The organism is Kitasatospora sp. NPDC059803, from assembly GCF_042732255.1.
In the GTDB taxonomy this organism is placed as follows: Bacteria; Actinomycetota; Actinomycetes; order Streptomycetales; family Streptomycetaceae; genus Kitasatospora.
Window position 1 is genome coordinate 1 of sequence record NZ_JBHWIJ010000076.1, and the last position, 19,196, is coordinate 19,196.

25 protein-coding genes are annotated in these 19,196 nt (G+C 72.8%); 16 read left to right on the forward strand and 9 right to left on the reverse strand.

Annotated elements, in window-relative coordinates:
* Positions 1-143: 143 nt before the first annotated feature.
* Entirely contained in the window at positions 144-1,139 is a 996-nt protein-coding gene (locus ACFV6I_RS15075; RefSeq protein ID WP_063352933.1) for a helix-turn-helix transcriptional regulator, read from the reverse strand.
* 174 nt (positions 1,140-1,313) lie between these two features.
* Between ACFV6I_RS15075 and ACFV6I_RS15080 the strand changes: the two genes are divergently transcribed.
* The 8 genes from ACFV6I_RS15080 (at position 1,314) to ACFV6I_RS15115 (ending at position 9,605) form a co-directional block, all read left to right on the forward strand.
* Positions 1,314-1,628, forward strand: a complete 315-nt coding sequence (locus ACFV6I_RS15080; RefSeq protein ID WP_063352932.1) for a hypothetical protein — start codon at positions 1,314-1,316, stop codon at positions 1,626-1,628.
* 195 nt (positions 1,629-1,823) lie between these two features.
* Positions 1,824-2,039 (forward strand): hypothetical protein, encoded by a 216-nt coding sequence (locus ACFV6I_RS15085; RefSeq protein WP_063352931.1) that lies wholly within the window; start codon positions 1,824-1,826, stop codon positions 2,037-2,039.
* A gap of 184 nt (positions 2,040-2,223) precedes the next feature.
* Positions 2,224-3,990: a hypothetical protein gene (locus ACFV6I_RS15090; RefSeq protein ID WP_380425535.1), complete on the forward strand. Its 1,767-nt coding sequence runs from the start codon at positions 2,224-2,226 to the stop codon at positions 3,988-3,990.
* A 172-nt stretch (positions 3,991-4,162) separates the two neighbouring features.
* A complete protein-coding gene (locus ACFV6I_RS15095) occupies positions 4,163-5,593 on the forward strand; it encodes a transglycosylase family protein (RefSeq protein ID WP_380425537.1) in 1,431 nt (476 codons plus the stop codon).
* Positions 5,594-5,914: 321 nt separating this feature from the next.
* Complete coding sequence (locus tag ACFV6I_RS15100; protein ID WP_380425539.1) at positions 5,915-6,784, forward strand: sphingomyelin phosphodiesterase; 870 nt, start codon at positions 5,915-5,917, stop codon at positions 6,782-6,784.
* Positions 6,785-6,856: 72 nt separating this feature from the next.
* Positions 6,857-8,014 carry a hypothetical protein gene (locus tag ACFV6I_RS15105; protein ID WP_380425541.1) on the forward strand — a complete coding sequence of 386 codons (1,158 nt, stop codon included), beginning with the start codon at positions 6,857-6,859 and terminating at the stop codon, positions 8,012-8,014.
* A gap of 235 nt (positions 8,015-8,249) precedes the next feature.
* Positions 8,250-8,792, forward strand: coding sequence for a hypothetical protein (locus tag ACFV6I_RS15110; protein WP_063352926.1), 543 nt, complete (start codon positions 8,250-8,252; stop codon positions 8,790-8,792).
* Positions 8,793-8,927: 135 nt separating this feature from the next.
* On the forward strand, positions 8,928-9,605 hold the full coding sequence (locus tag ACFV6I_RS15115; protein WP_380425543.1) for a 2OG-Fe(II) oxygenase: 678 nt from the start codon (positions 8,928-8,930) through the stop codon (positions 9,603-9,605).
* Between the two features lie 3 nt (positions 9,606-9,608).
* Here the strand turns inward: ACFV6I_RS15115 and ACFV6I_RS15120 are convergent, their stop codons facing one another.
* Positions 9,609-10,181: an SMI1/KNR4 family protein gene (locus ACFV6I_RS15120; protein WP_380425545.1), complete on the reverse strand. Its 573-nt coding sequence runs from the start codon at positions 10,179-10,181 to the stop codon at positions 9,609-9,611.
* A 175-nt stretch (positions 10,182-10,356) separates the two neighbouring features.
* Between ACFV6I_RS15120 and ACFV6I_RS15125 the strand changes: the two genes are divergently transcribed.
* Both ACFV6I_RS15125 and ACFV6I_RS15130 read left to right on the forward strand, forming a co-directional pair.
* Complete coding sequence (locus ACFV6I_RS15125; protein ID WP_380425547.1) at positions 10,357-11,097, forward strand: hypothetical protein; 741 nt, start codon at positions 10,357-10,359, stop codon at positions 11,095-11,097.
* Between the two features lie 9 nt (positions 11,098-11,106).
* Positions 11,107-11,529 (forward strand): hypothetical protein, encoded by a 423-nt coding sequence (locus ACFV6I_RS15130; RefSeq protein WP_380425549.1) that lies wholly within the window; start codon positions 11,107-11,109, stop codon positions 11,527-11,529.
* 44 nt (positions 11,530-11,573) lie between these two features.
* Here ACFV6I_RS15130 and ACFV6I_RS15135 read toward each other — a convergent pair whose 3' ends face one another.
* On the reverse strand, positions 11,574-12,317 hold the full coding sequence (locus ACFV6I_RS15135) for a class I SAM-dependent methyltransferase (RefSeq protein WP_380425551.1): 744 nt from the start codon (positions 12,315-12,317) through the stop codon (positions 11,574-11,576).
* A gap of 269 nt (positions 12,318-12,586) precedes the next feature.
* Between ACFV6I_RS15135 and ACFV6I_RS15140 the strand changes: the two genes are divergently transcribed.
* Positions 12,587-12,901 (forward strand): hypothetical protein, encoded by a 315-nt coding sequence (locus ACFV6I_RS15140; protein ID WP_380425553.1) that lies wholly within the window; start codon positions 12,587-12,589, stop codon positions 12,899-12,901.
* Here ACFV6I_RS15140 and ACFV6I_RS15145 read toward each other — a convergent pair.
* Positions 12,885-13,376, reverse strand: coding sequence for a Ser-Thr-rich GPI-anchored membrane family protein (locus tag ACFV6I_RS15145; protein WP_380425555.1), 492 nt, complete (start codon positions 13,374-13,376; stop codon positions 12,885-12,887). The genes ACFV6I_RS15140 and ACFV6I_RS15145 overlap by 17 nt on opposite strands.
* A gap of 241 nt (positions 13,377-13,617) precedes the next feature.
* Between ACFV6I_RS15145 and ACFV6I_RS15150 the strand changes: the two genes are divergently transcribed.
* Positions 13,618-13,890 carry a hypothetical protein gene (locus ACFV6I_RS15150; RefSeq protein WP_380425557.1) on the forward strand — a complete coding sequence of 91 codons (273 nt, stop codon included), beginning with the start codon at positions 13,618-13,620 and terminating at the stop codon, positions 13,888-13,890.
* A 50-nt stretch (positions 13,891-13,940) separates the two neighbouring features.
* On the opposite strand, the gene cynR is transcribed toward ACFV6I_RS15150, so the two are convergent.
* The gene (gene cynR, locus ACFV6I_RS15155) at positions 13,941-14,849 is read right to left on the reverse strand and encodes a transcriptional regulator CynR (protein ID WP_063352919.1); all 909 of its coding nucleotides are present in this window, start codon (positions 14,847-14,849) and stop codon (positions 13,941-13,943) included.
* 123 nt (positions 14,850-14,972) lie between these two features.
* On the opposite strand from cynR, the gene ACFV6I_RS15160 reads away from it, so the two are divergent.
* From ACFV6I_RS15160 to ACFV6I_RS15170, 3 genes are all read left to right on the forward strand, one after another.
* Positions 14,973-15,587, forward strand: a complete 615-nt coding sequence (locus tag ACFV6I_RS15160; protein WP_380425559.1) for a carbonic anhydrase — start codon at positions 14,973-14,975, stop codon at positions 15,585-15,587.
* 83 nt (positions 15,588-15,670) lie between these two features.
* Entirely contained in the window at positions 15,671-16,141 is a 471-nt protein-coding gene (cynS, locus tag ACFV6I_RS15165) for a cyanase (protein ID WP_350881326.1), read from the forward strand.
* 91 nt (positions 16,142-16,232) lie between these two features.
* Positions 16,233-16,733, forward strand: a complete 501-nt coding sequence (locus ACFV6I_RS15170; RefSeq protein ID WP_063352916.1) for a nucleoside deaminase — start codon at positions 16,233-16,235, stop codon at positions 16,731-16,733.
* A 146-nt stretch (positions 16,734-16,879) separates the two neighbouring features.
* On the opposite strand, the gene ACFV6I_RS15175 is transcribed toward ACFV6I_RS15170, so the two are convergent.
* The 3 genes from ACFV6I_RS15175 to ACFV6I_RS15185 form a co-directional block, all read right to left on the reverse strand.
* Positions 16,880-17,092 carry a DUF397 domain-containing protein gene (locus ACFV6I_RS15175; protein ID WP_380425561.1) on the reverse strand — a complete coding sequence of 71 codons (213 nt, stop codon included), beginning with the start codon at positions 17,090-17,092 and terminating at the stop codon, positions 16,880-16,882.
* A gap of 68 nt (positions 17,093-17,160) precedes the next feature.
* Entirely contained in the window at positions 17,161-17,373 is a 213-nt protein-coding gene (locus ACFV6I_RS15180) for a DUF397 domain-containing protein (protein ID WP_380425563.1), read from the reverse strand.
* Positions 17,357-17,968 carry a DUF5753 domain-containing protein gene (locus ACFV6I_RS15185; protein ID WP_380425565.1) on the reverse strand — a complete coding sequence of 204 codons (612 nt, stop codon included), beginning with the start codon at positions 17,966-17,968 and terminating at the stop codon, positions 17,357-17,359. Before ACFV6I_RS15185 ends, ACFV6I_RS15180 begins: the two co-directional genes overlap by 17 nt.
* A 47-nt stretch (positions 17,969-18,015) precedes the next feature.
* On the opposite strand from ACFV6I_RS15185, the gene ACFV6I_RS15190 reads away from it, so the two are divergent.
* Entirely contained in the window at positions 18,016-18,195 is a 180-nt protein-coding gene (locus tag ACFV6I_RS15190) for a hypothetical protein (RefSeq protein ID WP_380425567.1), read from the forward strand.
* Positions 18,196-18,370: 175 nt separating this feature from the next.
* On the opposite strand, the gene ACFV6I_RS15195 is transcribed toward ACFV6I_RS15190, so the two are convergent.
* A complete protein-coding gene (locus tag ACFV6I_RS15195; RefSeq protein ID WP_380425569.1) occupies positions 18,371-19,090 on the reverse strand; it encodes a histone deacetylase in 720 nt (239 codons plus the stop codon).
* Between the last annotated feature and the right edge of the window lie 106 nt (positions 19,091-19,196).

Consider the following 19,196-nt stretch of genomic DNA (forward strand, 5'->3'; position numbering starts at 1 on the left):
AAGCCCGCCCCCCCACCGGCCTAACCACCCCCCCCCCCCCCCCCCCCGGGCCCCCCCCCCCCCCCCCCCCCGGGGGGGGGGGCGGGCGGACCCACACCCGCACCAGCCGCCCGGCTCCCGCCACGGCCACCCCCGCGAACGCCCTACAACTGCTGCGGCAGCCAGCCGTTCTGCACCGCCCGCATCCCGAACTCGAAACGACTGCGCGCACCCAGACGCTCCATCAGATCCGTCGCCACCCGCCGCGCCGTCCGCGACGACACCCCCAGCCGCTTGGCGATCGCCTCGTCCGTCAGCCCCTGCGCCAGCAACCGCACCACCGTCGCCTCCGGCGCACTGAGCCCGCCCTCGTCCCGCACCGCCGACGGCCCCAACTCCCGCGCCTGGCCCCACACGTGCTCGAACAGCGCACACAGCGCCACCAGCGTCCCGTGACCGGTCAGCACGACCGCCCCCGCCCGGGTGTCCTCCCCGCTGACCGGGATCAGCGCCGTCGCCCGATCGAAGATGATCATCCGGGTCGGCAGCTCCGGCGCCGTCCGCACCTCCCCGCCCAGCTCCGCCAACCAGCCCACATACGCCACCGTCGGCTGGCTGTTGCGCACACTGTCCAGGTACACCGTCCGCATCCGCACCCCCCGGCCCAGCAGATCCCGGTCATGCGGCCGGGACGCCTCGATGCTCTCCGGAGAATGCCCGCCACCCGGCGCGAACGTCATGATCTCCGCCGTCAGACCACGGGCCAGCGAAGCGATCCGGTCCCGGATCTGGTCCAGGCCCACCAACTGCTCCACCCCCGCGTGCGAGGCGGCCGGCCGCAGATCCGCGTACTCCGCGATCAACTGCGCAGCCGCCGCCCGGGACGCCTCGATCCGCAGCTGCTGCGCCGCCAGATCAGCCTGCTGACGAGCCATCAGCAACTCCATGCCGACCTGCGGTGACACCGCACGCAGCTCGCCCTCCCGCTCGTAGGAGGGCCGGATCAGCGCCAGCTCGCTCAGCAGGTCCAGACAGCGCCGGACCTCCTCCTCGCTGCGCCCGAGCCGCTCCGCCAGCGCCCGCACCCCGTCGCCGGGATGCGCGAGCATGCTGCGGTAGACGCTCTCTGACACGGCATCCAGCCCGAGTGCGGTCAGCATGCCTCGTTACCCCCCGGTGTGTAAGGCCTGAATCGCCAATCGCTGCGTACGCGATCATCGCACGCGAGTGCGAGAGGGGGCCAGCAAGGGCCCTTGGACGGTTCCGGACACCGCCGGAACCGTCCAGGTTGATCCTCTATGCCGGGATGTCGACGGTTCGGCAGAGTCCGTTCCATGTACCTGATTCATGCCGAGATCCAGGCCCCGGTCCCGGCCCCGGCAGCGGCGCTCGCGCCCGACACCGCCGGGGCGCTGCTGGCGAGCGCGCGGCCCCAGGAGCGCATCGAACACGTCGCCGTGCACGAGGGCGCCGGCCCCGGCGCCGTCCTCGGCGTCTACCTGGTCGCCGGCCGGCTGAGCGCCGCCGAGACCGTCGTCGACACGTTCTGCCGGCGCGCGGTCGAGACCGTCCCCGCACTGCACGGCTGGACGCTCACCCGCGTCGGCGCCCCGCTCGTCGCGCCGTTCTACGAGCGCCTGCTGGACTGATCCGGCCCGGCTGGACGGATCCGGACGCTGCCGCTTCCGTCCACCGGAGAGCCCTTCCACCCGCCCTGAACTGCGACGAAGCTAGTACTCGCCAGCAGGGCCCACCGCCCGGAGGCAAACCGGCCGAGCGTCTACCGCGGGACGCGACACCGGACTCACCGCCACCCGCCCAGTTCTCGAAAGAGGTCCACCCCCATGCTTCGCACCCCGCTCGCCAAGGCCGCCGCGGTCGCCGCCCTCGCCCTCGCCGCCGTCCTGCCGATCGCCGGCCAGGCCTCGGCCAACACCATCTGGGACGGCCCCACCCCCGCCCCGGCCGCCACGACGGCCAACACCATCTGGGACGGCCCCGCGCCGGTCACCACCCCCGCGCCGGTCACCGTCACCCCGGCCAACACCATCTGGGACTGACCCGACCCGCGCCGGCCACTTCCGTGAACACCATCCGGGACTGACCCGCCCCGCCGTCGCCCGAGGCCACCCGACCGCTGCTCCTGCAGGGCAGCCGTCCGCCTCCCTCCGGGCCACGCCCCTCGACTTCCCGCGCCCGCACCGGGCGCCCACCGCCGCTCTCACACCGTCAGGACGCGTCGTCATGCCCTCCGCGCTCTCCAAGCTCGCCCGCATCACCCTCGCCGCCTCCATCGCCGCCTCCGGCGCGATAGCCGCCACGGCCGTCACCACCACCGCGGCCCACGCCGCCGCCTCGTCCACCGTCGGCGGCCAGATCACCCGGTCGGAGATCCTCTCCCGCGCCCAGTACTGGTTCAACCAGAACCCGGGCCTCACCTACAACCAGGGCGCGACCTTCCCCGACTCCAGCGGCCGCTACTACCGCAAGGACTGCTCCGGCTACGTCTCCATGGCCTGGCACCTGGGCTACAGCGCCACCACCCAGTCCATCGCCACCGACGAGAGCTACGAGATCCCGCGCGGCGACCTGCGCCCCGGGGACGTCCTCAACAGCTTCTACGACCACGTCCTGCTCTTCGAGAAGTGGGACGACCCCGGCCACACCACCTTCTCCTACTACTCCTTCGGCTCCACCCCGGTGAAGCACATCACCGGCGCCTCCATCAACGCCGCGAAGTTCGACTCGCACCCCAACGGCGACTACAAGGCGCGGCGCTACAAGAACGTCGTCGAGGACGTCAGCACCTCCCCGTCCTCGCTGCCCTCCGGCACCCTGGTCAAGTCCCCGAACGGCGCCTCGGTCAAGGTCATCATCAACGGCGCGGGCCTGCCGGTCGCCGGCTCCGACGTCGCCCCCGACGGCTACGACCTGAGCAAGATCGTCCAGGTCGACGACGGCGCCTTCAACGCCCTGCCCACCGTGCCGCCGCCCGGCACCGTGGTCCACGACCAGGCCGGCGGTTCCTCCCGCTACGTCGTGGTCGGCGGCGCGGCACTGTTCATCTCCGGCTCGGACTGGACCGCCGACGGCTACAACACCCGCGCCGACATGGGCGTCCCGTCCAGCTGGCTGCAGGGCGCGATCAACACCGGCCCGGCCACCGGACTCGTCGTGATGGACCAGTCCGGCACCGACGCCGGCCGCTACGTCGTCGTCAACGGCACCGCCATGCACATCTCCGCCGCCGAGTGGACCGCCGACGGCTACAACACCCAGTCCCTGATGGGCGTGCCCAGCGACTGGCTGAAGGCCGCCATCGCCAAGCCCATGCCCAACGGCACCGTCCTGATGGACCAGTCCGGCACCGACCCCAGCCGCTACGTCGTTGTCGGCGGCGCCGCCCTGCCCATCTCCGCCTCCGAGTGGACCGCCGACGGCTACAACCTCCAGTCCCTGATGGGCGTGCCCGGCGAGTGGCTCAACACCACGGCCAGGAAGACCGTCCCGGACGGCACCCTGATCAAGGGCCAGGCCGGCACCGACCCGTCGATCTACGTGATGGTCAACAACTCCGCGCTGCCGATGACCAGCGCCGAGTTCACCACCACCTACGCCAACCAGCCGGTCCTGGGCGTCCCGGAGGCATGGGAGGCCGCCGAGGTCGCCCGCCCGCTCGCCAACGGCACCCTGATCACCAACGCCGCCGGCACCGACTCCACCGTCTACGTGATGGCCGGCGGCCTGGCCGTCCCGCTCACCTACGCCGACTTCACCGGCTACGGCTACGACAAGCTGCCGCTGCGCGGAGCCCCCGGCAGCTGGGAGCAGGCGGCCGCCGCCAAGAGCGCCCCCGCCGACGGCACCCTGCTGCAGTCCTCCGACGGCCCCACCGTCTGGCAGGTCGTCAACGGCGGCGGCAAGAAGGCGGCCGCGCCCGGCTCCTACAACGCCGCCGACGTGGTGAAGGTCCCGACCGCGCTGACCGCCAAGCTCCCCACCGTCGCCTGACGCGCCCACCCCGCCAGGGGGGGCCCGCCCCCCCCCGCCCCGGCCCCCCGCCCCCCCCCCCCCCCGCGGCGCCCCCGCCCCCCCCGGGGGGGGCCCCCCCGGCACCCGCACACCTGCTCGCACACCCGCCAACCCGCTCGCCAACCCGTACCTGCCCAGGGGGAATTCCGTCATGACCGCCGCCGCCCGCAAGACACCGGCCCTCGCCGCCGCCACCGCCCTGCTCGCCCTCGCCGCCCCGCTCGCCCTCGGCGGCCAGGCCTCCGCGGCCTCGGTGTCCACCTGGGACAAGGTCGCCCAGTGCGAGAGCGGCGGCAACTGGAGCATCAACACCAACAACGGCTACTACGGCGGCCTCCAGTTCTCCCAGAGCACCTGGCTCGCCTACGGCGGCAGCCAGTACGCCCCCTACGCCAACCGGGCGACCAAGCAGCAGCAGATCCTGATCGCCGAGAAGGTCCTCGCCGGGCAGGGCCAGGGCGCCTGGCCGGTCTGCGGCCCGGGGGCCAACCTGGGCGCCGACCAAGCCAACCCCTACCCGGCCGGCACCTCCTACCCCGACCCGGCGTCGCTGCCCACCGGCACGCTCGTCAAGTCGCCCAACGGCTCCTCGGTCAAGGTCCTGATCAGCGGCGCGGGCCTGCCCGTCGCCGGCTCCGACGTCGCCCCCGACGGCTACGACCTGAGCAAGATCGTCCTGGTGGACGACGCCCGCTTCAACGCCCTGCCCACCACCCCGCCCGAGGGCACCGTCGTCCACGACCAGGCCGGCGGTTCCTCCCGCTTCGTCGTCGTCGCCGGCGCGGCGCTGTCCATCTCCGGCGCGGACTGGACGGCGGCCGGCTACAACACCCGCCCCGACCTGGGCGTCCCCACCGCCTGGCTGCAGAACGCGCTCACCAACACCCTCCCGACCGGCCTCGTCGTCCACGACCAGGCCGGCGGCAACGCCCGCTACGTCGTCGTCTCCGGCGCCGCCCTGCCCATCTCCGGCGCCGAGTGGACCGCCGACGGCTACAACACCCGCGCCGACATGGGCGTCCCCGGCGCCTGGCTCGCCTCCGCCACCCGGGCCACCGTCCCGAACGGCACGGTCGTCAACGGCCAGGCCGGCACCGACCCGTCGATGTACGTCATGGTCAACGGCGCCGCCCTGCCCATCTCCGGCAGCGAGTGGACCGCCGACGGCTACAACACCAAGACCCTGATGGGCGTGCCCGAGGCCTGGCTGCAGGGCGCCGTCGCCAAGCCCCTGAAGAACGGCACGGTCCTCACCGACGCCGCCGGCACCAACTCCACCGTCTACGTGATGGCCGGCGGCCTGGCGGTCTCCCTGACCTACGCCGACTTCACCGCGATGGGCTACGACAAGCAGCCGCTCATGGGCGTCCCCGGCACCTGGCTGGGCGGGGCCGCCGCCAAGAGCGCCCCCGCCGACGGCACCCTGCTGCTCTCGCCCGACAGTTCCACCGTCTGGCTGGTCGCGGGCGGCGGCAAGAAGGCCCTCACCGCAGCCGACTTCGGCCCCGGCAAGTACAGCCTCGCCGACGTGGTCAACGTCCCGACCGCGCTGACCGCCAAGCTCCCGACCACCACCGCGTAACCCCGGCCCCCGACCACCCCCGAGCCGCCCGGCCACACCCGCCGGGCGGCTCGGACGTGTGCCGCCGCCGCGCCGCGTGCCGTGCTTGCTCCCTGCGGTCGGAGGGGGCGGCTCCGCACCGGCGCGGAATCGTCCGTGCACGCCCCGCCCGGCTCTGCCGCGAGCCCGCAGTGCCCCCCGCGCCCCGTGGCATCCGCCGGGGCACCGGCGCGTCGACGCCGGCGGGCGCGGGCCGACCCCCTTGACTTGGGGGGGGCGGGGCGCCCCGGACCGGTTCCGCCGTGTGTGCGCCCCGCGCCCGCCGGTTCGGAGAGGACGGCCTTGAAGGTTCTGACGCACAACGTGATGTTCCTGTCCGGGCTGACGCAGAAGAGCGAGGGCGACTGGAACAACGCGGCGCGCTCGCGGCTGATCGCCGAGTCCGCGTATGTCGCGGACCACGACGTGCTGGTCTTCCAGGAACTCTTCGACCCCGGCCCCTCCGAGGAGTTGATGCAGGGCCTGGAGGGCCGGGGGTACCGCCACCGCACGCCGGTGGTCGGGGTGGACGAGTCGGGCTGGGCCGCCACGCACGGCCGGCAGATCTCCCCGCTGCACGCCCGCGGCGGGGTCGCGATCGTCAGCAGGTGGCCCATCCTGCGGATGGAGCAGTACGTCTACGACGTGGCCTGCGGCTGGGACGCCGAGGCCGCCAAGGGCTTCGCCTACGCCGTACTGGAGGTCGACGGCCGGCGCGTGCACGTGGTGGGCACCCACCTGCAGTCCGACGACGGCGCGTGCCCGACCGGCCGGGCGAGGATCATGCGTCGCTCCCAGCTGCGCGACATCGACGTCTTCCTGACGGACCGCCGGATCCCGGCGCACGAGCCGGTGATCGTCGCCGGGGACTTCAACACCGACCGCCACTCGCCCGACTTCCAGGACGTCCTGGGCTTCGGGAACCTCCAGGAGGCGGGTCCCCGGACCGGCTGGAAGTACTCCTTCGACACCATCGCCAACGACGCCGCCCTGCACCGCCACCCGGCCGACCCCGCCGAGGACACGGACCACGTCCTGCTCCGCAAGGGCCACGCCCCGCCGTGCGACGCCTGGACGAGCGAGGTCCTGAAGACCGCCTCGCCGACCTGGGAGGCGGGCGGCCGGGCCTTCACCGACTACAGCGACCACTACCCGGTGACCGCGGGCCGCTGAGCCCGGGCCGCTGAGCCCGGGCCCTGGGGCGGTCGCCCGGCAAGCGCGAGCCGTCCGACAGGAGGAGCGGATATGAGCTATTCGGCACCACAGCAGTTCGGCGAACTCACCTTCGTCTTCAGCACCGGCGAGACGAGACCGCCCGAGGGCTACCACGCCCTGTGCAGCGTCATCCCCGACGACGCCCCGATGACCTGGGTGAGGGGGAGCACCGCAGGCTCGGCCGCGCTGGCCGCGCCCAGGCAGTGGCGCAAGGTCACCGACTCCGACGGGGTGCTGCGCGGCCTGGTGCCGGTGGCCCCTCCCGGGTACCGGGCGCTGAGCGCGCTGTGGTCCTCGGACACGGTCCACGGGCCCCGTGACGTCCTGCGCGACCTCGGCGGCGCGGCCTTCGTCGCCCAGGGCGACCTGCGCTGCGTGAAGGAGGAGATCGGCGGACGCCCCTACGTGGCCGTCGGCGCCTGGCGCGGGCGCGGCGGGCTGGAGATCCCCGAGACCGTCCGCCCCGAGACGATCCCCGGCGGCACGGGCTGCCTGCTGACCCCCGGCATCGCGACCTGGATCTCCTACTTCGACGGCGACTACGAGGGGGAGGACCCAGGCGACGTCCACGTGCTGGACGTGCCGATGCGGCAGGTCCGGCAGGGGACGGCGAAGGGCCCGGCCGTCACGGACGGAGGCGACGTGCCCGAGCGGACCGAGCCCGTCGTCGACCGGGAGGTGGTCCTCCCGTGCACCGCCGTCCTCGACCGGGGCGCGTCCACGGAGTGGATCCTGCGCAACTCGCCGACGTACACGGTGCGGCGCCAGCGGTTCTACACCCGGGTCGCGGTCACCGACCTGCGGGAGGACCCGGGCCCGGGCACGGTCGGCGCCACCGTCCCGTGGGGGGTGGACGAGGCGCAGTCGCAGGCCTGCCGCGAAGCCGTCGGCCTGTCCGTGGGGTTCGAGGCGGGCGTCGAGATCGAGGGCCACGGCGCCAGGGCGGCCGCGTCCCTCAGCCGCGAACTCGGCTACGACAGCACGCGTTTCGTCACCGCCATGACCCGGGAGCGGCAGGAGGTCCGCGCCCCCGCGCCGGGCCTGCACCTCACCGCGCTGTACGTGGAGAGCCACCGCATCGAGGTCGTCCGCAACGACCCGGACCACACGCCCCCCTCGGACCGGGCGGGCCTGACGTTCAACGCCCACGCGTCCTGGACGGCTCCCACCCACCCGCCGCGCCACTGAGGGGCCGGCGCCGCCGGCCGCTGCACCCCGATTAACGCCGTCACCACTCTGTTGACTGTTCATCAGATCTTGCGAACTCGTGGTCGTCGGCTGGTTGGGCCGGACGGGCGGTGGCTACGCTCGGCCGTGTCGTCCGATGGGGGGCGGCACCCGTCGCGTGCCGCGCGCGCCCGGCCGTCATGGCCCTCGGGCGTCGCAGCGGAGCACGTGCGGGCGGTTCCCACGGGAGTGGATCATGAGCTCTGTTGGTCGCAAGACCGTCGCGGTGATGGCCGCGGCCTTGGCCTCGCTGGGTGCGGGGAGCGCGGTCACCGCGTCCGCGGCCGCCTCGTCGGCCCCGTCGTGCAGCGGGGCGGCGGAGTGCCCCAGCCTCAAGCCGACCAGGCTCACGACCAGCCAGGCGAGCCTGAACGTCACCCAGATGCAGCTGGAGAACATCCACGCGATGGCCTCCGACGCGGTGACCGGGGAGCCCATCCGCGGCGCCCGGATCGTGTTCGCCACCGTGGGCGGCCGGACGCTGGGCGCGGCCTACACCGACTACGACGGCATCGCCGCGATCACCGCCCCCGAGAACCTGGGCCCCGGCACCTTGCAGGAACTGCTGGGCGGCTACGAGGCCGCGATGGTCGGCGACGGCGTCCACGCCCCGGCCGGCGCGCACGGGGCCATCACCATCGGCACCGACCAGGGCCCCGGCGTCCCGGGCAGCCCGTGTGCCGTGTGCAGCGACCGCGGGCTCAAGCAGGACGTGGTCCCGGTGGACTGGAGCCGGTAGGGGCGCGGGTGCGGCACCGGCCGATGCGGCACCGGGCGTGAGCGCGTTCGAGGCCGCGTGACGACGAGAGGGCGGGAGACCATGACAGGGCCGGACACCGCGACGGAGCGGGGTACTGCGACGGATCGGGACACCGTGACGGAGCAGCCGTCGCCGGTGAGCACGGACGCGATCTGGCGGCTCCCGGTGACGGTCTGCCGCATCACCGGGCTCCTGGGCGAGCGGACGGCCGGCGCCCTGCTGGCACGCGCCGTCGCCGTCGCCTCCGCAGGCGAGGCGTTGCAGCCCTCCCTGATCGGGGACCGGGAGCTGGCCCCCGACTTCCGCCGCTCCCGCTCGTGCCGGGAGTTCGCCGCGCCCGAACTGCTGGCGGCCATCGACGAGGTGCTGGAGGCGGTCGAGCACACCCTGGGCGTGTCCTGCCGCAACACCGAGCCCGACTACACCCTCAACGTGCACAACGACGGCGACTTCTACCGGCCGCACCAGGACACCAGCGCCGAGTTCTCCCCCCGGCGCCTGCTCACCTTCGTCTACTACCTGCACGGAACGCCCCGGCCGTTCGGCGGCGGCGAGCTGCGCGTGTTCGACGCCGCCCTGCCGCTGTACGGCGGGACGACGGGGGAGTGGGAGAAGCGCACCTGGCGGGACTGGGAGCCCGAGCACGACAGCATCGTGTTCTTCCGCCCCACCGCCTGGCACGAGGTGCGCCCGGTGCAATGCCCGAGCCGGCAGGCCGAGGACAGCCGCTTCGCCGTCAACGGCTGGCTGTGCAGCCCCGATCCGGCGAACGGGGCGAGCGGGGCGCGCTGACGCTCAGTCCTTCAGCATCACCAGCGGCAGTCCGCTGCCGTCCCAGGCGCGGCGCGTCTCGTCGGCCCGGTAGCGGTCGGCTTCCAGGTCGGCGGCGAAGGCCTCCAGGAACTCCCGCAGGCCGGCGGCCTCGTAGCAGGCCCGCCAGCCCTCGTGCGACCAGTCGATGATCTGGCCGCGGCGCTGCGGGGTGGGCGGGTCCAGGTCGATGCAGATCACGTCGCCGTTGCCGATGGAGATGAAGGGGATCCACCCGGCGGACCAGGCGACGTCCCGGCGGATCACGCCGTCCTCCGCCCGCTCGTCCCAGGGCGGGTCCCCGGCGTCGACGGACCGCTCGCGCCAGTCGTCCACCATCGCGTCGAGCGGGTGGAGCGCGGTGTGTAAACCGATCAGGACCCCCGGCAGGCCGTCGTGGCAGCGGTAGGACTCCCGGACGTCCGGCGGGAGTTCCACCCCCATCGCGGCCTCCGCCGCCCGGATCTGCCCGTCGGTGGCGCCGGGCGGCATCGCGGCCGCCACCTCCGGGGCGATCCGTTCCAGCGCGGCCTCGATCCGCGCCCACAGCTGCTGCATCGGGAAGCCCCCTTCGTCGTGTCGAGTGATCGAGTCGAGGACCGGAACGTAGCACCGGCCACCGACAGTCATCAGTCATCGGGCGGTGCCAGGGCTCCTGTCAGAGCCACCTGGTAGGAAGGGGCTGATCGTCAGCCGACCGGCCGTCGATGCGTGGTCACCGAAGGAGGTCCGGATGTCCGTGGAAGACACTCCCGTGCGGGAGGACGTCATGACGGCCGGGGCGGCCCTGCGGATCTACCCCGATCCGGCGGACGTCTTCGTCGCCGACCAGGCCGAGTTGGCCCGGCACCTGCACCCGCTGGTCTCGATCGACCTGGCCCAGGTCAACCCGGCCTGGCAGGGGTGGATCCACCTGCTGAGCCCGCTGGAACCGTCGGAGGGCTGCATCGGCGACCACACCTCGGCCTTCCACACGGGGCTCCAGGCGCCCAACTGGCTGGGCTTCACGCTGGAGGGCGACCGCTTCCGCCTGGCCGGCGACCTGCGCTACTTCGCCCGGGCGGCGGGCCCGGGCGAAGTCCCCGACCCCTGGCCGGGGTTCCACGCCGACCTCGCCGAGCACTGCGAACGCCAGGAGCGCAGCTACCGGGCGCACCGCGACAGCTTCCGCCGCGAGGGCCGGCTCGTCCACCTCGGCGACGACGGCCTGCCGTACCCCGGCAGTACCGGCGAGATGGCCCTCCTCGACCAGCTCGGCGGCTACGCCGACTCCGCCGGCAACTGGATCGAGACCGATGTGTTCCCGCTCGACTACGACGGCGACCGCACCTGGCCGGTCGGCCCGTCCGGCCGCCGCTTCGAGTTCGTGGCGGCGGTGCCCGGCTGGCACTACCGCAGCAGCGGCGCCGACTGGATCATGCTGTTCTTCGAACCCGTCGACCGGCTGGCCCTGTTGACCTTCGACTGGAGCTGAGGCGCGGCGATGCCACCGGAGGAGCGGCAGGGCGGTCAGGGTGCGGCAGGCGCCCGAGCGGCCGCGCAGGACTTCTTCGACGAGATGCGCCGGTGGGAGGAGTGGATGGCCTCCTGCCGGCACGACACCACGGGCGGCGAGCAACTGGCGGCGGTGAAGGAGGTGTTCGCCAGGCATCTGGCGGCCAGGGCGCTGGCCCGGCACCAGTCGCGCTACGACCTGCTGTGCTTCGGCACGCCGCCGGAGTTCGAGGCGCCGATCCTGCGCGTCGAACAGGAGTCGCCGGTCAGGTGCTGGGTGTACGTACCGGAAGGGCTGATCGGCGGCGAGGCCCGCTACGCGATGGTGCGCGAGGGCGGTGCGTGGAAGGCCGCGTTCAAGGAGGCCGACATCGCCCTGACGGGCCGGTGGAAGCGGTGGCCGGATCTCTGACACCCGGGCCGGGCCGACCGCTCCGGCCGACCGCTCCGGGCCGGTCAGGCGTGGCAGCGCAGCAGTTCCAGCGGCGGGCTGGCGAGGAGGTCCGCCCAGAAGTCCTCGCCGAACTCGCGCAGGCCGGCTTCGGACACCTGGAGCGGGACCCACTCGGCGTCGCCGAACCCGGCCGCCCGCAGGCACTCCTCGTAGACCTCGCGGCGCGGGGCCGCGCCCACGATGCTGATCGGCTGCGGGTCGAGGAGGGCGGTGATCCGCACCCGCGGGCCCGTCTCGATCTCCTCGCCGGTCGGCTCGCAGCGGAACCCGTACTTGTCCAGGGAGGGGCAGTCGAAGCGGTAGTCGGGTTTCTGGGCGAGCACGAAGAACTCCCCGCCCGGTACCAGGCTCCGGTGGATGTTGCGGCACATCCGCTCCATCGCCGCGACGTCCTCGGCGTAGTTGAGGCACTGCACTCCCAGTGCGATGTCGAAGTGACGGTCGAGGGGCCGTAGTTCGGCCACGTCGCCGACCTCGTAGCGCACGCCCAGCGGGTCGCGCTGCTCGATCGTGCGCGCGGCGGCGACCATCTCGGCGGAGATGTCGACGCCGAGGACGTCGGTGGCGCCGCGCCGCTTGAACTCCCTGCTGTAGAAGCCGGTGCCGCACGCCAGGTCGAGGACCGACCGGCCGGCCACGTCCCCGACCAGGCCCAGGAAGCTCGGCACCTCCCCGTAGCGGATCAACGGCAGGGACTTGAACCCCTCGAACGCCTCGCCGATCCCGTCGTACTGCTGCACGCCCACGTGCCGCCCCTCCTGTGTGTCGCCCGCCGGGTCGCGGCCGTGGCGGAAAGTCTCCTCCGCCCCGCCGGGCCGCCGTACTGGCAGATGACACAAAGAAGTTGGCCGGTGGCGGCGGCTCGGGGTGCGCACCCTCCTATCGCCCGACACCACACTCGGGGGGCGGGGAAACGCCGTCGAAGGGCCATTCGAGTGACGTCCCGCGTCCTCGCGTGTCCGAACGGCCACACTGGCAGCGCTGAGGAAGCCCGCCGTTCAAAGGAGACGAGTCCGTGAAGAGCCTCGGAAGGACGCTGGTCACCGTCGGTGCCGCTGCGGTTCTGTGCATCGCGGTCCCGGCCAACGCCCAAGCCGCGGAGGGGACTTTCACCTACATCAGCAACAACCAGGAGCACACGCTGGAGAACCCCGAGGGCGACCGGTGCTACGACCTCGGCCGCCGCGTCGCCGAGCTGTACAACGACACCGACGCGGAGGTGGCCGTCTTCCTCGGCGCCGGTTGCCAGGACGAGATCGGGACCATCAGGTCGGGTGGTTCGAGCATCCGAAGCGGCATCGGTTCGGTCAGTTTCACCGACGACGAGTAGTCGGCGCACCCGGCGGTGGGGCGGCCCGGCCGTCCGAGGTGATGGTGAAGGGCTCGGACCAGTTGCCGGAATCACCGGACAGGACGACCCGGTAGTCGTCTCCAGGGGGGACGTCCGGCACGGTCACCTCCATCCGCCCCAGCAGGATGTCGAAGTCACTGGCGAGGACGCGGTCGAGGAGGGTGACGCCGCCCGCGCGCAAGGCGATGGACCCCGTGCGGTTGGTGATCTGCGCCGGCGGATCCGAGACGTCCCAGGTGACTTCGACCCGCTCGCCGACCCGCCAGAGCGCCCCCGCCCGAGGGGAGAGAATGCGCGGCACGTAGACGTCGCGCCGGGACGTGCGCTCGGCGGAATGGGCGGCCACCGCCAGGCCGGCGGCCTGCGCCTGGGCCGGCACCGTGGTGAGCAGGCTCGGCATCGCGGCGGCGGCCAGTGCCACCACGCCCAGGACGGGTCCGTTCCAGATCCTCATGGCCCCCAGTGTCTCGGTTCGGCCCCCGACGAGCGCACGGACGGGCGCCCCTTCCCTCGATCGGGGGAACGGCTGTCGGTGACGGACGGCCCGTGAGGGGGGCGTGGCCCGGGGCCTGAGGGCGGCAAGCGGCCCGTCAGCCGCCTGACGGGGTGTGAGGTGAGGGCGTCACGGCTCCTTTTCCGGTGCGGGTCGGTCGCCTACGGTGGGTCACCCCGAAGACGAGGAGCGGAGGTTCCCTGTGGCGGACGAGGCGACGACGCAGTACCGCAGCTATGCCTGGGAGGACGAGCACGGCGTCAAGTACGTGGCCGCCTACCCGGGCGACGAGGAGGCCGACGAGGAGCGCAAGGCCGAGCTGCGGGCGTTGGGCGCCCGCGTGTCGGCGGACCTGGTGGCCGAACAGGAGGCCGAGCGGGAAGCCGAGCGGGAAGCCGGGCGGCGGAAGGCCGGGCGAGGGGTCGGGCGTGCGGGGCCGGCGTTGCGGCTGATCCGTGGTGAGGGTTCGTCCTGAGTGCGTGACCGGGCCCGCCGGTCCGCAGGGCGCGGACGGGCGGGCCCGCTTCAGGCCGGGCCGTCGGGGGTGTGGTCGAAGGTGTGGGCGCGGTGCCGGGCGAGGTCGCTGAAGGAGCGGGCGGCGGCGCTCTGGTAGGCGGTGTCCCGGCGGAGCAGGGCGACGGCGCGCGAGGGGAGCGGCGGGTCGACCGGGACGGAGCGCAGGTGGGGGTGTTCGCGGGTGGTGGCGTCGGGTAGCACGGTGGCGAGGCTGGTGCGTTGGACGATCGCGACGAGCGCGCTGACGGAATTGGCCTCGATGGCGATCCGCGGCCGGACCCGGTGGTCGGAGAGGAACCGGTCGATGTGCTGCCGGGTCGCGAAGTCACCGCTGAGCAGGGCGAGTTGCTGGTCGCCCAGTGCGCGGACCGGGAGCGGGCCCGAGTGGGCCGCGTACGGGTGGTCGGAGGCGACGACGAGGCCGAGGTGCTCGGTGAACAGGGTGGTGGCGGTGACGGCCGGCAGGTGCGCTCCGCCGAAGGCGATGCCGAGGTCGAGCTGGTCGGCGGCCAGCTCGGACTCGATGCGTTCCTGTGCCATCTCGCGGACGTCCAGGCTGATCCCGGGGTGGCGCGCGTGGAAGTCCCCGATGAGGGGCCCGGTCAGGTAGGCGGTGAAGGTCGGGGTCACGGCCAGGCGCAGGGTGCCGCGTGAGAGGTCCTTGACGTCCCGCACCGCGCGCTCGGCCGCCGCGAGGTCGCGCAGGGCCCGGCGCGCGTAGTGGGCGTAGGCCTGGCCGGCGTCGGTGAGGCGCACGGTGCGCCCGGAGCGGTCGAGGAGCTGCACGTGCAGAGAGCTCTCCAGCTGCTTGATCTGCTGCGAGAGGGTCGGCTGCGAGACGTGCAGGGCTTCGGCGGCGCGGGTGAAGTTGGCGTGCTCGGCCACGGCGAGCAGGTACCGGAGGTGGCGCAGTTCCATGAACCAACTATAGGCAGTACTGATGGCAATGATGGTTACCACGTCTTGGACGCTATAGGGCCAGGTCATGCATCGTTGAGGTCATCGGCAGGCACCAACGGTCGTCGAAGAAGGAGTGACCTCATGAACGAGATGGCGCAGGGTTTCCAGCGGTTCAGCCGGGACGTGTTCCCGACCCGGGCGGCACTGTTCAAGAGGCTCGCCACCACCCATCAGCCGACCGCGCTGTTCATCGGCTGCTCGGACGCCCGGGTCGTGCCGGAGCTGATCACCCAGACCGATCCGGGCGAGCTGTTCGTCATCCGCACCGCCGGCAACCTCGTGCCCCCGTACACCCGGGGCGCGGACGGTGTCGCGGCGAGCATCGAGTACGCGGTCGGCGTGCTCGGGGTCACGGACGTGATCGTCTGCGGGCACTCCGCGTGCGGCGCGATGACCGCCCTCGCCTCCGGTGGCGACCTCACCGGCCTGCCCGCCGTCGCCACCTGGCTGCACCACGCGGACGTCGCCAAGGCCCGCACCGACGCGGCCGAGCACCTGGCCGGCGCGGAGCGGGTCGCCGCCCTGGTGAAGGACAACGTCCTCGCCCAGCTGGCCAACCTGAAGACCCACCCGTCGGTGGCCAAGGCCCTGGTGCAGGGCAGGGTGACCCTGCACGGCTGGGTCTACGACATCGGATCCGGCTCCGCCGAGACGCTCGACACCGACAGCGGACGGTTCGTCGCCCTGGCGGGCTGACCACCCCCTCGACCATTCCCTCCCACCACCCCCAGACCAGGTCCGGGCACCCGCCCCGGACCCATCCCCGAAAGGCCCGCCCCATGGTGCACGCGCAGTTCGACCAGACCGCCCGTCAGCAGCTCGCCCTGGAGGTCGTCGACGCCAAGACCCGCAAGGACCTCACCTGGCAGGAGCTCGCCGACACGACCGGCCTGTCCGTCGCCTTCGTCACCGCCGCCCTGCTCGGCCAGCACGCCCTGCCCGCCGACGCGGCCAAGGCCGTCACCGAACTCCTGGGCCTGGACGAGGACGCGGCCCGGCTGCTCCAGACCATCCCGCTGCGCGGCAGCATCCCCGGCGGCATCCCCACCGACCCGACCATCTACCGCTTCTACGAGATGCTCCAGGTCTACGGCACCACCCTCAAGGCCCTGGTCCACGAGCAGCTCGGCGACGGCATCATCAGCGCCATCAACTTCAAGCTCGACGTCAAGACCGTCGAGGACCCCGAGGGCGGCCACCGCGCCGTCATCACCCTGGACGGCAAGTACCTGCCCACCAAGCCGTTCTGACCCCCGCGCGGGGGGGGGGGGGGGCCCCCCCCGCCCCCCCCCCCCCGCCGTCCCACCCCGGCCCGCCCCCGACCGGCAAGGAACCGCCACCGTGGACTTCGCTCAGCACACCATCGACCTCGCCCGCCGCAACGTCGCCGAAGGCGGGCGCCCGTTCGCCACCGTCATCGTCAAGGACGGCGAGATCCTCGCCGAGAGCCCGAACAAGGTCGCCCAGACCGGCGACCCCACCGCGCACGCCGAGATCCTCGCCATCCGCGACGCCTGCACGAGGCTCGGCACCGAGCACCTGACCGGCACCACCATCTACGTCCTCGCCCACCCCTGCCCGATGTGCCTGGGCTCGCTCTACTACTGCAGCCCCGACGAGGTCGTCTTCCTCACCACCCGCGACGACTACGAACCGCACTACGTCGACGACCGCAAGTACTTCGAACTCGCCACCTTCTACAGTGAGTTCGCCAAGAACTGGGACGAGCGCCGGCTGCCGATGCGCTACCTGCCCAGCGACGCGGCCATCGACGTCTACCGGGCGTGGCGCGAGCGCAACGGCGGCGAACGCCGCGTCGCCGGCGCGCCCGTCGCGGCCTGAACGAGGGCGCACACGATGCCCGAGCCGATCGAGAAGGCCGCGTGGATCCGGCTGGAGAACGGCCGGGCCCCCGCCGCCGCAGGTGAAGCACGGGGCATCCCGGTCGCGTCGGTGCCCGGGTCGATCAGGTCGCCGCAGGCCACGGGTCAGCTCGCCGAGAGGCGGGTCTCCCGGGCGTCGAACTCGCCGACGCGGACGGCGGTGACGAAGGCCTGCCAAGCGGGGGCGGGGAAGCAGAGGACGGGTCCGTCGGGGTCCTTGGAGTCTCGGACGGGCTGCACGCCGCTGAAGCCGTCGGCGACCTCGATGCATTCGCCTCCGCCGCCGCTGTGCGAACTCTTGCGCCAGGTGGTTGCCATCGCGTTGCCTCCTGCGGGTGGAGTGGGAAGTCGATGGGGATGACTTCCCACTCTGGCGTCAGATAGGCCTAGTTGGCGTCGAACTCGCCGGTGCCGACGGCGGTGACGAAGGCCTGCCAGGCATCGGCGGGGAAGGCGAGGGTGTGGCCGTTGGGGTCCTTGGAGTCGCGGACCGGGACGATGCCGGGGAAGCCGTCCGCTACCTCGATGCATTCGCCGCCCTGGCCGCTGAACGTGCTCTTGCGCCAGCGAGCGCCGGATAGGTCAAGGTGCACTTTCAAATTCCTTCCGTACTGCGCGGATCAGCTCAAGCGACGGGGCCAGAGGCAGTGCCTCGGCTTGCAGCCGATCGTACTCCCTGGCCCAGCCTGCGAGGGTTTCGGCGTCGCGCTCCAGATGGCCGCGCAGGTGGCTCTCCGAATAGCCGAGCAGCGAACGATTCGGCATCGTCAGAAGTGTCACTGGATGCGCGAACGGCCGTTGCTCTCCGAGGCTGAGCGGGGCTACCTGGATGGTCATGTTCGGTAGACCGGCCAACTTCTCCAGGTGGGCCAGCTGGCCCACCATCACCGCAGGCCCGCCGATCGGCCGTCGCAGGCTCCACTCGTCGAGTACGGCCTGGACGTACGGCGGAGACGGTCGGTCGATCCGTTCCTGCCGGGCGAGGAGGAACCGCATGCGCTCATCGGCCTGCTGCTGAGTGACGGTCCCGCGCGTGACCGGTGCCTGGTCATAGGCTGCCGCATACTCGGGAGTCTGCAGCAGCCCTGAGATGACCCCGATCTGGAAGAGCCGGATGGCGGTCGCTTCGGCTTCCTTGTCGGCGTACTCGGGGAAACCCTCTATCAGGATTCTGTGTTCGAGCTGGTCGAGCATCAGGCCGAGGGTGCCGCCGCCTCAACCTCGTCTTCGACGGCGGCACCGTGCGCGATGACACCCGCCTCACCGTCCCGCCCCGGCATCGCAGTGGACTGTTCGGCGCCCGCTTCGTCCGTGCCCACGAACTCCCGGACGTCATGGCCCCCGCCCAGGCCGCCCGCGCCGCCGAAGCGCTCGCCAACCGCGCCGTCCCCCTCCTCCTGCACGGCCAACGCTCAAGCTGAAGGGCGCGGTCTTAAAACCGCCTTTGACGAAGCCGCCGAGTGGCCGCCGCCGCCCCCCCCCCCCCCCCGGCGGGAGGCGCCGGTTCACCCGTGCGGTGGCCTGGCGTTTCCTTTGCCTGATGTGGCCGGAACCCACGCAGTTGTCACCGTACGGTCACCACGGGGTGAACGGGACCTAAAGGTCCAGACCACCGCCCAGTGCGGCCAGGACGTCCGCCGCGGTCCAGTGCCCGGCGGCGCCCGGGCGGGAGGCCAGGTAGTCGGCGCAGCGGTGCGCGTTCCAGCCGTGGGACTCGGCCAGGCCTGCGGCCAGGGTGCGCAGATAGGGCGCCGAGGGTGGATTGAGTGCGGCGCCGGCCAGGCCTTCGGGGGCGGTGAAGGTCAGCAGCGGGTGCCCGTCCAACTCGCCCGCGTGCACCAGCGTCTCGTACCGGCCGGGCCCGAGCCGGTCGCGTCCGTGCGTGAGGGTGCGGGTGAGGTCGAGGTCGGTGTCGGGGGAGCGGCGCATCTCCTGGGCGGCGATGTCGCTGAACTGACTGACCGTCATCAAGTAGGCCCGGAAGGGGAGTTCACCCGGTGCGTCCGGATCGTAGAAGCCGCTGCCGCCGCCCCACACCGCCGACTCCCGCGCGAAGTACAGCGTGCCGGGCAGGGTCGCGGCCACGTCCCGGCGCGGCGGGTGGTGGTCGCGGCAGCCGGGGTAGGTGTGCGCGCCGCCGTCGGGGCGGCCGCCGCGCAGGTAGCAGGCGAGCCGGGCGGCGTGCAGGTTCGACCCGTACGCCGCGTACCAGACGAGCCGTGCGCCGCCCTCCGTGCCGGACGCGCCGCTCCCGACGGCGCCCCCGAGGCCGCCCCCGCCCCCCGCGGGCCACCGGCGGGATCCGGCCACCATCATCGCTAAACCTCCAGATCTGGCGGGTCCGCTTTCACTACCGGTAGCGTCCCCGCCGCTATGGCGTAGACCACTCTTCGCCTTCGCGTCATATGCCTCCTGCCTCCGG